The organism is Chelatococcus caeni, assembly GCF_014196925.1.
In the GTDB taxonomy this organism is placed as follows: Bacteria; Pseudomonadota; Alphaproteobacteria; order Rhizobiales; family Beijerinckiaceae; genus Chelatococcus_A; species Chelatococcus_A caeni.
This window is the reverse complement of sequence record NZ_JACIEN010000006.1, coordinates 298,518-310,779: the sequence shown is the minus strand read 5'-3', so window position 1 is coordinate 310,779 and position 12,262 is coordinate 298,518. Positions and strand designations below refer to the sequence as shown.

General features: G+C 68.5%; 8 protein-coding genes. All 8 read right to left on the bottom strand.

Annotated features, from left to right (window positions below):
• Positions 1–492: 492 nt before the first annotated feature.
• Positions 493–3,567, bottom strand: a complete 3,075-nt coding sequence (locus GGR16_RS21580) for an efflux RND transporter permease subunit (protein ID WP_183318064.1) — start codon at positions 3,565–3,567, stop codon at positions 493–495.
• 10 nt (positions 3,568–3,577) lie between these two features.
• Positions 3,578–4,690 carry an efflux RND transporter periplasmic adaptor subunit gene (locus tag GGR16_RS21575; RefSeq protein WP_019401388.1) on the bottom strand — a complete coding sequence of 371 codons (1,113 nt, stop codon included), beginning with the start codon at positions 4,688–4,690 and terminating at the stop codon, positions 3,578–3,580.
• Between the two features lie 219 nt (positions 4,691–4,909).
• Complete coding sequence (locus GGR16_RS21570) at positions 4,910–5,704, bottom strand: SDR family NAD(P)-dependent oxidoreductase (RefSeq protein ID WP_019401387.1); 795 nt, start codon at positions 5,702–5,704, stop codon at positions 4,910–4,912.
• A gap of 107 nt (positions 5,705–5,811) precedes the next feature.
• Positions 5,812–6,279, bottom strand: a complete 468-nt coding sequence (locus GGR16_RS21565; protein ID WP_019401386.1) for a universal stress protein — start codon at positions 6,277–6,279, stop codon at positions 5,812–5,814.
• Between the two features lie 14 nt (positions 6,280–6,293).
• A complete protein-coding gene (locus GGR16_RS21560) occupies positions 6,294–8,948 on the bottom strand; it encodes a TRAP transporter permease (RefSeq protein WP_183318062.1) in 2,655 nt (884 codons plus the stop codon).
• A 107-nt stretch (positions 8,949–9,055) separates the two neighbouring features.
• The gene (locus tag GGR16_RS21555; protein WP_019401384.1) at positions 9,056–10,033 is read right to left on the bottom strand and encodes a TAXI family TRAP transporter solute-binding subunit; all 978 of its coding nucleotides are present in this window, start codon (positions 10,031–10,033) and stop codon (positions 9,056–9,058) included.
• Positions 10,034–10,058: 25 nt separating this feature from the next.
• The gene (locus GGR16_RS21550) at positions 10,059–10,931 is read right to left on the bottom strand and encodes a beta-keto acid cleavage family enzyme (RefSeq protein ID WP_183318060.1); all 873 of its coding nucleotides are present in this window, start codon (positions 10,929–10,931) and stop codon (positions 10,059–10,061) included.
• Complete coding sequence (locus GGR16_RS21545; RefSeq protein ID WP_183318058.1) at positions 10,928–12,262, bottom strand: aspartate aminotransferase family protein; 1,335 nt, start codon at positions 12,260–12,262, stop codon at positions 10,928–10,930. The genes GGR16_RS21550 and GGR16_RS21545 overlap by 4 nt, the downstream gene beginning before the upstream one ends.

Genomic DNA, 12,262 nt, shown 5'->3' with positions numbered 1-12,262 from the left:
ACCAGAACACCCCGAAAGGCACTCCAGTCAGCCAGGCCGCAAAAATACCGCCGCCTACGCTTCTCTTCCTCTCTCTACAATGTCAAAGAGCGATGGCAATCGAGATTGCCCGCGAGCCAACGATGGCCCGCACTTATTGCGGTGACAGAGGAACCGGCGGCACCCTGGCTATCAGCCGAAGCGCCCTGGCTCATGTCTCAGGTCTTGGGGACCTTGTCTCTCGTCGGCGACCGGCTTTGGAAACCGTCTCACCAGAAAGACTAGGACGCTCCGGCCGGCGGCTCATCGCTGCGGCCCGCGTCTTGTGTGGCGGTTTATGCTCAAAACGCCGGGAAAGGTCAAGCGCCTTTTTCGGAAATTTTCCACAGAAGCCGGCAATCCCTTGCCGGGCCTGGCTTTGGGGCGTGGATAACCCTTCCCGGAACCCTGCCCCCTTGCCTTCGGTCACGCGACTCGCGCGCCAAAGGCCGGAATCGCCGCGCCAAAACCCTCCTATTCCGCCGGATGCGCCGCTGCGGCGGCGGCCGGCGCCTCCTCGCCGGCGTGCTGTCGCCGGCCGATCAGGCTGTAGACCGTCGGCACGACGAAGAGCGTCAGGATGGTGCCCAGCGTCATGCCGCCGACGATGACCCAGCCGATCTGCTGGCGGCTCTCGGCACCCGCCCCGTCGGCGAAGGCCAGCGGCACGGCGCCCAGCACCATGGCGCCGGTCGTCATCAGGATGGGCCTCAGGCGCAGCACGGACGCCTCGACCACCGCCTCGAGCCGCTGCCGGCCCGCCTCCTGCTGCTGGTGCGCGAATTCGACGATGAGGATGCCGTGCTTGGTGATGAGCCCGACGAGCGTCACGAGCCCGATCTGCGAGAACACGTTGAGCGTCCCGCCCGTGTAGTACAACGCCGCGAGCGCGCCGGTCATCGACAATGGCACGGTGAGGAGGATGATGACGGGATCGCGGAAGCTCTCGAACTGCGCCGCGAGGACGAGATAGATGAAGGCGAGGGCCAGGACGAAGACGAGGGCGAGCGACTGGCTCGAGGCACGGAACTCGCGGCTCTGGCCGTTCAGGTCCGTCTGCACCTGGTTGGGCAGCACCTCGTCGGCCGCCCGTTCGAGGAAGGCGATGCCGTCACCCATCGTGTAGCCGGGCGCGAGGTTGGCCGAGATGGTAACGGCGCGCAGCTGGTTGAAGCGGCGCAACTCCTTCGGCGCCACCGATTCGCGCACCTTCACCACGTTGGAGAGCTGGATCATCTCGCCGCCCGGCGCGCGCAGGAAGATCGTCGACAGCGTCTGCGGCGAGGCGCGGTCGGCGGCAGCCAGCTGCACATAGACGTCATATTGCTCGCCATCGATCTCGAAGCGCGTCACCTGGCGCCCGCCGAGGAGCGTTTCCAGCGTGCGGCCGACGACGGAGACGTCGAGCCCGAGGTCCGCCACCTTGGCGCGGTCGAGCTCGACGCGGAACTCGGGCTTGTTGAGCTTGAGGTCCGTGTCGACGTTGATGAGGCCGGGCCAGGCGTCGATGCGCTCCATCAGCTTGTCGACATAGCCCTGCAGTTCCTCGTAGGTGCCCGAGGTCTGCACGACGAACTCGATGGGACGCGAGGAGCCGCGCTGCCCGAGGGAGGCCGGGTTGATGGCGAAAGCGTTGACGCCGGCGATGCGCCGCAGCTTCGGCTGCAAGTCGGCGACGATGTCCTGCTGCTTGACGCTGCGGTCGTCCCAGTCGACCAGCCGGCCGAAGGCCATGAAGTCGGTCACCTCGGGAAAGCCGACGATGCTGAGCGTCGAGCGGATGCCGGGATATTGCGACACCAGCGCCTCGACCTCCTGCGCATAGCGCGTCGTATAGGCGAGGGTCGCACCCTCGGGGCCGCTGCCGCGCAGCATCACCGTGCCCCGGTCCTCGACCGGCGACAGCTCCGACCGCAGCTGGGTGAAATAGAAGGCGCTCATGCCGGCGACGCCGACGGCCAGCAGCACCACGAGCCAGCGCAGCTTCAGCGAGGCGACGAGCGCGCGGCGATAGCCATGCTCCAGGGCCGACAGGAAGCGCTCGAGCGCCGAGAAGACGAAGCCGGGGTTCGGATTGTGCTTCAGCAGGCGCGAGCACATCATCGGCGTCAGCGTCAGGGCGACGAAGCCCGAGACGAGCACCGCGCCGGCGAGCGTCAAGGCGAATTCGAGGAACAGCCGCCCGGTGCGGCCCGGCGAGAAGGCGACCGGCGCATAGACCGCGGCGAGGGTCAGCGTCATCGCCACCACGGCGAAGGCGATCTCGCGCGAGCCCTTGATGGCGGCCGCGACGGGCGTCATGCCCTCCTCGATGTGCCGGTAGATGTTCTCCAGCACGACGATGGCGTCGTCCACCACGAGGCCGATGGCGAGCACCATGGCGAGCAGGGTCAGCGTGTTCACGCTGAAGCCCATCGCATACATCAGCGTGAAGGTCGCGATGAGCGAGATCGGGATGGTGACGATCGGGATGATGGAGGCGCGCAGCGAGCGCAGGAAGAACAGGATGACCAGCACCACGAGGATAATGGCCTCGCCGATGGTGTGATAGACGGCCTTGATCGAGCGATCGATGAAGACGGCGTTGTCGTTGGCCACCTCGGCGGTGACGCCCGGGGGCAGCGATTCGTTGACCGCCGGCAGAATGCCGCGCACCGCGTTCGACACGTCGAGCGGGTTGGCCACCGCCTGCTTGACGATGCCGACCGTGATCGTCGGCTTGCCGTTGTAGCGGCCGTCGCGTCTCAGATCGGCGGCGCCGAGCTCGACGCGCGCCACCTCGCCCATCTTGACCTGATAGCCATCCGCCCGCTTGACCACGATGTTGCGGAATTGCTCCGCCGTGGTCAGCCCGGTGCGCGACAGCACCGTGAACTCGCGCATCTGGCTCTCGATGCGGCCGGACGGCAGCTCGACATTCTGGCTGCGCAGCGCGCTTTCGACATCCTGGATGGTGAGATTGTAGGCGGCGAGCCTCTCCCGGTCGATCCAGATGCGCATGGCATAGCGGCGCTCGCCGAAGATGGTGACGTCGGCGACGCCATTGAGGTTCTTGAACCGGTCGACCACGTAGCGGTTGACGTAGTCGGTCAGCTCGAGCGCATCCATCCGCTCGGCAATGAAGGAGATGTAGATGACCGGCTGGGCGTCGGCCTCGACCTTGGCGATGGTCGGCTCGTCGATCTCGTCCGGCAGGCGCCGGCGCACGCGGCTGACGCGGTCGCGCACGTCGCTGGCGGCGACGTCGACATCGACATCCGAGCGGAAGCGCACGGTGATGCGGCTCGATTCGGCCCGGCTCGTCGATTCGAGGACGTCGATGCCGGCGATGCCCGCGATCGAGCCCTCGAGCACCTGCGTCACCTGGCTCTCGATGATGGTCGCCGAGGCCCCGGGATAGCTCGTCGTCACGGAGACGACCGGCTCGTCCACGTTGGGATATTCGCGCACCGTCAGCCGGTCGTAGGAGACGATGCCGACGAGGATGAGGATGAGGCTGAGAACGGTGGCGAAGACCGGGCGGCGGATGCAGATCTCCGGCAGGCGCATCTGTGTTCCCTCAGCCCTGCGCGGCGGTCGAGGTCACGACCTCGACGTTGGCGCCGTCACGCAGCCGCTGCTGGCCGGCAGTGACGACCACCGCCCCCGGCTCGACCCCCTCGGCGATCTCGACGAGGCCGCCATAGCGGTTGCCGAGCGTCACGCGCGCCTCGACCGCCTTGCCGTCCTCGACGCGGAAGATGAAGGTATCCTGCCCGCGCGGCACGATGGCCTCCTCCGGCACGGTAACCACCTGCCGTTCCCGGCTGCCCTTGATGAGGATGCGCGCGAAGAGCCCGGGCCTCAGGGCCATGTCGCCGTTGGGCACGCGGGCGCGCACGCTGAGCGCACGGCCGTTGACGTCGACCAGCGGGTCGATGGCCTCGATGATGCCCGTGAAGGTGCGGCCGGGGAAGGCGTCGACGCTCACCTCGACCGCCTGCCCTACCGCGATGTCGCCGAGGTGGATCTCCGGCACCTTGAAGTCGACGTTCAGGGCGTCGATCTTCTCGAGATTCACGAGCGGTTGGCCGGTCGTGACATAGGCGCCGACCGAGACGATGCGGATGCCGAGGATGCCCGGGAAGGGAGCGCGGATCGTGAGCTTGTCGAAACGGGCGCGGATGAGTGCCACGGCGGCCCGGGCCATGGCGAGGTTGGCCACCGCCTCGTCGTTCGCCCGCTGGGTAGTGTTGCCGGAGCGGGCCAGCGTGCTCGTGCGCTCGTAATTGGCGAGGGCAAGTTCGAGCTTGGCCTGCGCATCGTCCATCTCGGCCTGCGTCAGCGCGCCGTCGAGCTTGAAGAGGATGTCGCCCTCCTTGACGGCCTGGCCGTCGCTGAAGGCGATCGAGGAGATGCGGCCGGCGATCTCCGACGCGACCTTCACCGATTCGTCCGAGGCGAGGCTGCCGATGGAGCGGATGTCGGCGGTCGACGTGCCGGCCTTGGCCACCGCGGTCTCGACCGCGAGGGCCGGTGCACGGCGCGGGGTCGTCGCCTGGCCCTGCCCCTGTGCCGAGGCGTTCGACTGCAACGTGGTCCACAAGGCGTCGAACCGGCCCTGGTTGAGCAGGTAGGCGCCGCCCCCGGCAGCCGCGAGCAATGCGATGGCGACAACAACCGATTTGCGCATACCGTCCTCTGACTTCGCCGGCCCATCGTCATGGAGCACAACGAGCTTGTCCCGGCATGTCGCGAACGCGTCCGGACGATCCGTCCGGCGGCCCGAAAGTGGCCGAGCTCTTCCAGTTCAAAATTATACGCTAGCTATGTGGCGACTTGCAGAAAGCGGCAAATTAAATCTTCGTCATCAAAGAACCGGCAAGGCGCCGCGTGTCCGGCGGGCAAACGCTCACAGAGCGGACAGGAGATGCCCGCCGTCGACGGGAATGACCGCACCGGTCATGTAGGCCGAAGCGGACGACAGCAGCAGCAGCAGCACGGCGTCGAGGTCCTGCATGCGGCCGAAGCGCCTCTGCGGGATGCGCTTCACGAGCGTCGCCCCGGCCTCGCTCGTCAGGAAGTCGCGGTTGAGATCGGTCTCCACATAGCCCGGCGCCAGGGCATTGACGCGGATGCCGTAGCGCGCCCATTCGAGCGCCATCTGTTTGGTGAGCTGGATCAGCCCCGCCTTCGACGTCGCATAGGAGCCGACCTGCCCGCCCTGGCGCAGGCCGAGGATGGAGGCGACATTGACGATGGCTCCGTCGCCGCCGGCCGCGACCATCGCCCGCGCCACCTCGCAGGCGACGTGCCGTGCGCCGGTGAGATTGGTGTCGATGGTCGTTGCCCACGCCTCGGGCGCCTCGTCGAGCAGCGCCTGCGTGCGGGCGATGCCGGCATTGTTGACGAGCCCGTCGATGGTGCCGAAACGCGCGACCACGCGGGCGACGCCGTCGCGGACGGAGGCCACGTCCCTCACGTCCATCGCGACCGGCTCGGCCTCGCCGCCGGCCAGGCGGATCTCCTCCACCAGCGGCTCGAGCAGCTCATGCCGCCGGGCCGCGACCGCGACATGCATGCCGTGGCCAGCGAGCATGCGCGCGAAGTGGCGGCCGAGGCCGGACGAGGCGCCGGTGACGAGCACCACCTCGCCGGTAAGGTCGGCGAAGGGATTGAGAGCCCGCGGGCCGTTTTCGTCGAGCATCGCGCCATCCATCCACAACCCGGCCCGCATCGGGCGAACGACGGAACGCATGCGAGCATGCGCTCGCACCGGGCGCAAGGCCGGCGGCCAATCCGCCCCGGAAGCGGTCAGCGCCGCTTGTCCGCCAGCCTCGCCGCCTCCGCCGCCGTCTCGCGCACCACGATCACCGTCGCATCGGCGTGGCGGACGACGCGGGCCGCGTTCGGCCCGAGGAAATAGTCGTCGATCTTGGGCCGCGCCGCGCTGATGACGACGAGGTCGATGTTCAGCTCGCGCGCATAGCGCAGGATGACCTCGTAGATGGTGCCGTGATCGACGATGTGGCGGTGGCGCACCTCTGCCGGGATGGTCTCCTTCGTGTAGGCGTGGAGGGCCGTGTTCGCCTCCTCCATCGCCCGGCGCACGTGGTCCTTCGGGAAGAAGCCGGAAACGATGCTCATGCCGAAGTCGGGCACCACGGTGAGTACGTGGACGGTGGCGCCGAAGGCCTTCGCCATGTCGACGGCCGTCTTTACCGCCTTGGTCTGGCTGTCGAGATGGGCGACGTCGATGGCGAGCAGGATGTTCTTGTACATGGGCTTCCTCCGGCTCAGGCGGGCGCGGTCGCGCCGACGGCCGTGCGCTGCCGGCGGCGCTGCAGGAGAACGACGAGGCCGATCAGCAGGAAGCCGGGGATCGTCATGAGCTGGCGATTCATGCGCTCGCGCTCGCGCTCCAGCTGCACGATGCGCACCGGCTGCTCGCCGTAGAAGTCGAAGTTCTTGAGGCTCTGGGCCGCCTGGCTCGTCGCGTCGAACGGCTCCTCCAGAGCGACCGCATCCCCCTCGACCTGGTAGAGGAGGCCCGTGTTCTGCTCGAGGCGTCCGCGCGGGTCGCCGGCCGTGGTGCCGAGGTCGAGCACGATGGTCTTCTGCGCGATCCGCCCGAGGCGGAAGTCGGGGCCTTCGACGGTGAGGCGCAGCGTGCCCTCCTCGGGCTCGGACGCCACCGCCTCCTCGATCCGCGCCGGCGCCAGCGTCTCATAGGGCGGCGAGATCTGGTCGAGGAAGAAGCCGGGGCGCAGCAGGAAGAAGGCGGCGATGAGCAGCACCGCCGATTCCCACACGCGCGAGCGCACGAGGAAGAAGTTCTGCGTCGCCGCGGCGAAGACGAGCATGGCGATCGTCGCCTTGAAGAAGATCCAGATCGCGCCGGCCCACGACACGTCGATGAGCAGCAGGTCCGTGTTGAAGATGAAGATGAACGGCAGCAGCACCGTGCGCAGGCTGTAGAAGAAGGCCGTGACGCCGGTCCTGATGGGATCGCCGCCCGAGACGGCGGCCGCGGCAAAGGAGGCGAGGCCGACGGGTGGCGTCACGTCCGCCATGATGCCGAAGTAGAAGACGAACAGATGCACGGCGATGAGCGGCACGAGGAAGCCGTTGGCCGCCCCGAGCTCCACGACGACCGGCGCCATCAGCGAGGAGACGACGATGTAGTTCGCCGTCGTCGGCAGGCCCATGCCGAGGATGAGGCTGATGACGGCCGTGAAGAAGAGGATGAGCAGGAGGTTGCCGCCGGAGATCAGCTCGACGAACTGCGCCATCACCTGGCCGATGCCGGTCAGCGTCACCGTGCCGACGATGATGCCGGCCGTTGCCGTGGCAGCGGCGATGCCGATCATGTTGCGGGCGCCGAGCACGAGCCCGCCGAAGAGGTCGCCCGCGCCCTCGCGCAGCGCGACGCCGACGTCGTGGCCGCGCAGGCCGCGGAAGAGTGCCTTGAGCGGCTTCTGCGTGACGAGGATGAGGAGGAGCAACGCCACCGCCCAGAAGGCCGACAGGCCGGGCGACTTCTGCTCGATCATCAGGAACCAGACGAGGACGACGATCGGCAGGAGGTAGTGCAGGCCCGTCTTCAGCACCTCCTTGGCGAGCGGCAGCTCCACCACCCGGGCGTTCGGATCGTCGAGCTCGAGGTCCGGCGAGCGCGAGGCGTACCAGACGAGGCCGACATAGGCGGCGAGCAGCAGCAGGACGAGCAGCGAGGCCGACATGTCGGGCAGCAGCATCTGCACGCCGCGGATGACCCAGTAGATCACGCCGCAGAGGATGACGATCGAGCTCGCGGTGATGCCGGTGACGAGGGCCGACTGCCAGACGGTGCGCCGGATGCGCTTGGGCAGCGTCGGCATGTCGTGCTTCACCGCCTCGAGATGCACGAGGTAGAGCAGCGCGATGTAGGAGATGATGGCGGGCAGGAAGGCCGCCTTGATCACCTCGAGGTAGGAGATGCCGACGTATTCCACCATCAGGAAGGCCGCCGCGCCCATGACGGGCGGCATGATCTGGCCGTTGACCGAGCTCGCCACCTCGACCGAGCCGGCCTTCTCGGGTGTGAAGCCGACGCGCTTCATCAGCGGTATGGTGAAGGTGCCGGTCGTCACGACATTGGCGATGGAGGAACCGGAGATGAGGCCGGTCATCGCCGAGGCGAGGACGGCGGCCTTCGCCGGCCCGCCGCGCAGGTGGCCGAGCAGCGCGAAGGCGAGCTTGATGAAGTAGTTGCCGGCCCCCGCGCGGTCGAGCAGCGAGCCGAAGAGCACGAAGAGGAAGACGAAGGACGAGGACACGCCGAGCGCGATGCCGAAGACGCCCTCCGTCGACAGCCACATCTGGTCCATCGCCCTTGCGAAGGACGCGCCCTTCCAGCGGATCACATCCGGCACCAAGACGCTCGAGCCGAAGAAGACGTAGAGCAGGAAGACGACCGCCACGACGACGAGCGGCAGGCCGAGCGCCCGGCGCGTCGCCTCGAGGAGCAGGACGAGGCCGGCGCCGGCCACGACGAGGTCCTGCGTCAGCGGGTTGCCCGGGCGGGTCGCGAGGGCCCCGTAGAACAGGAAGATGTAGGCGGCGCAGAAGGCGGCGAGGAGCGCCAGCAGCCAGTCCTGCACCGGGATGCGGTTGCGCGGGCTCGAAGGAAGCGCCGGAAAGGCGCAGAAGGCGAGGAAGAGCGCGAAGGCGAGATGGATCGAGCGCGTCTCGGTGTCGTTGAGGACGACGCGCAGGCCCGTCGCCGCCTGGGTGACGAAGGGCAGCGGCGATGCGATCCAGATCTGGAACAGCGACCAGGCGAGCGCGACATAGAACAGCAACCGGCCGGCCATGCCGCCGGGATCGCGCGCCCCGGTGTCGGAGGACGCCACGAGATCCTGCAGCTCTTCGTCGCTCAGCGGCCGGCCCGCTTTCGGCTCTTCAGCCATGCTCATGCTCCCCCCGCAGTTGCGCTTGCCGGCTCGCCGGCGTGCCGCCCGGTATTCCCCGCGGCGGCGAAAAGGCGGGCGGCACGCGCGTGCCGCCCGCCTTTATCTTACATCAGGCCGGCTTCCTTGAAGTACTTCTCTGCACCGGGATGCAGCGGCGCGGACAGGCTCTGCTTGACCATCTCCTCCTTGGTCAGGCTGCCGAAGGCCGGATGCAGGCCCTTGAACTGGTCGAAGTTCTCGAAAACCGCCTTGGTGAACTCGTACACCACGTCCTCGGGCACCTTGGCGGAGGTCACGACCGTGGCGCCGACGCCGAAGGTCGTCGTGTCCTCGGCCGAGCCCGGATACATGCCGCCCGGGATGGTCGCCATGCGGTAGTAGGGGTTGTCGGCGACGAGCTTCTCGACCTCGGCGCCATCAACGTTGACGAGCACGCTCTCGCAGGACGAGGTCGCCTCCTGGATCGAGCCGTTCGGATGGCCGACGGTGTAGACGATGGCGTCCACCTTGTTGTCGCACAGCGCCTGGCTCTGCTCGGCCGGCTTCAGCTCCGACGCGAGCGAGAAGTCGGAGGTCTTCCAGCCCTTGGCCTCGAGCAGCACCTCGGTCGTGGCGCGCTGGCCGGAACCGGGGTTGCCGATGTTGACGCGCTTGCCCTTGAGGTCGTCGAAGGACTTGGCGTTCGCGTCCTTGCGCGCCAGCACCGTGAACGGCTCGGCGTGCAGCGAGAACACCGCGCGCAGGTCCTGGTCGGCGCCCTGGTCGGCGAAGTTGGCCTTGCCGTTGTACGCATTGAACTGCACGTCGGACTGCACGACGCCGAACTCGAGCTCGCCCGAGCGGATGGCGTTGACGTTGAACACGGAGCCGCCGGTCGATTCGACCGAGCAACGGATGCCGTGGTCCTTGCGCTTCTGGTTCATGAGCCGGCAGATAGCGCCGCCGGCCGGGTAATAGACGCCCGTGACGCCGCCCGTGCCGATGGAAATGAACTTCTGATCCTGGGCAGCGGCGCCACCGGCGGCGGCAAGGCCGATGGCCCCCGCCGCAGCGGCCGTTGCGAAAATGGACAGGATACGCATGTCTGGACCTCCCTCTATGGTCAGATCATCCGGGGACCCTTGACGAGGCCCCGCTCATCGCCCCGGCCGGCACTGGCGGCAGGGGCGTGTGCCACAGGCGGCGCAGGTCGTCCGCGCTGGCGAGCGGACGGGCGCTGCCGGCAGCGGCCGCGACGGCCGCCGCGACGGTTTCGCCGTTATGGGGCGCGACGCGCCCGTCCGGCAATATCAGATTGTTCTCGAAGCCGATGCGCATATGCCCGCCGTGGACAACCGCGGCGGCGGCGCAGGCCGCCTCGCGCCGGCCGAAGGCGCAGACCATGAACGGATGCCGCTCAAGGCCGGCGGCGAGGAAGGCGTCGAGATCGCCCGGCGCCGCCTCCCGCCCGGCATAGCTGCCGAGGACGGCGAGCACGTTCGGCCGCGGCGCATCGGGAATGATCCCCCGCGCCATGACATCGTCGAGCCGGGCGAGTTCCTCCGCGCTGTAGACGATGATCTGCGTCAGGACGGGCCGGGTGGCGAGCCGGGCGAAGAAGGCGGCAGCCGCAGCCTCGGCGGCCGCATCGGGAATGATCTCGCGCAGCGCGATCGAGACGCTCTCGGGCACGAGGTCGTCGACGAGCGCCATCTGCGCCGCCGGGGCATAGCGCCCCACGGCCTCGGTGGTGATCTGCACCACCATGGTCTCGCCCACCTCGGCGCGCACGGCGCGCGTCGCCGCGCTGTAGAGATCCGCATCGAGGACGTGGCGCCCCTCGCCGTCGCGCACGTGGAGGTGGATCGCCGCGGCACCCGCCTCGCGGCAGCGGGCGGCCTCGCGGGCGAGTTCCGCGGCCGTCAGCGGCAGTGCCGGGTGATCGGCCTTGCCGCGCCGGGCGCCATTGGGCGCCACCATGACGGCGAAGGGAGCGGTCATGCACGCACCTCTGCGATGGCCCCGTCGACGGCAACCGCCAGCTTGTCGACGATCTCCTCGACCTGGGACGGCGTGATGATGAAGGGCGGTGCCAGCAGGATGTGGTCGCCGCTGACGCCATCAGCCGTGCCGCCGGCAGGATAGCACATCAGCCCGGCCTCCATGGCCTCGGCCTTGACCCGCGCATTGAGCCTGTCCTGCGCGGCGAAGGGCTGCTTCGTCTCACGATCGGCGACCAGCTCGACGCCGATGAAGAGCCCGCGGCCGCGGATGTCGCCGACATGGGCGTGCTGGGCGAATCGCTGTCCCAGCGCCTCGGCCAGTCGAATGCCCTGCTTGCGGCAGTTGTCCAGCAATCCCTCGGCCTCGATCGCCCGTTGCACGGCGAGCGCACCGGCACAGGCGCTCGCGTGGCCGATATAGGTGAAGCCGTGCTGGAAGCCCTCGGGCGATGCGGCAATCGTGTCGTAGATCGTGCTCGACATCAGGCAGGCGCCGATGGGCTGGTAGCCGGCGCCGAGGCCCTTGGCGCAGGTGACGATGTCGGGCGTGACGCCATCCTGCTCGCAGGCGAAGAGCGTGCCGGTGCGGCCCATGCCGCTCATCACCTCGTCGAGGATGAGTAGGATGCCGTAGCGGTCGCAGATCTCGCGGATGCGGCGGAAATAGCCGGGCGCCGGCGGCACGGCGCCCAGCGTCGCGCCCACCACCGTCTCGGCGACGAAGGCCATGACCGTCCCGGGGCCGAGGCGCAGGATCTCGGCCTCCAGCGCCGCCGCGGCGCGCTCGCCATAGGCCTCCTCGCTCTCGTCGTCGCGGCGGTGGCGATAGGCGTAGCAGGGCTCGATATGCGAAACCTCGATGAGCAGCGGCTCGTAGACGGCGCGACGGCCGGCATTGCCGCCGACGGCGAGCGCCCCGAGCGTGTTGCCGTGGTAGCTCTGCTGGCGGGCGATGATGCGCGAGCGCTCGCGCTCGCCCCTATTCCAGAAATATTGCCGCGCCAGCTTGAAGGCCGTCTCGTTGGCCTCGGAGCCGCCGGAGACGAAATAGACGTGGCTGATGCCGGCCGGCGCGCGCGATGTGAGATGCTCCGCCAGAGCCTCCGCAGGCTCGTTGGTGAAGAACGAGGTATGCGCATAGGGCAAGGCGTCGAGCTGGGCCTTGATGGCCTCGATGACCCCGCGGTGCGAATGGCCGAGGCAGGAGACGGCCGCGCCGCCGGAGGCGTCGAGATAGCGGCGCCCGGCCGAATCGATGACGTAGGGCCCCTCGCCGGCGACGGCGACGGGCAGCGGATTGCGGGTCTGGCGGTGCAGGATGCGGGTCAT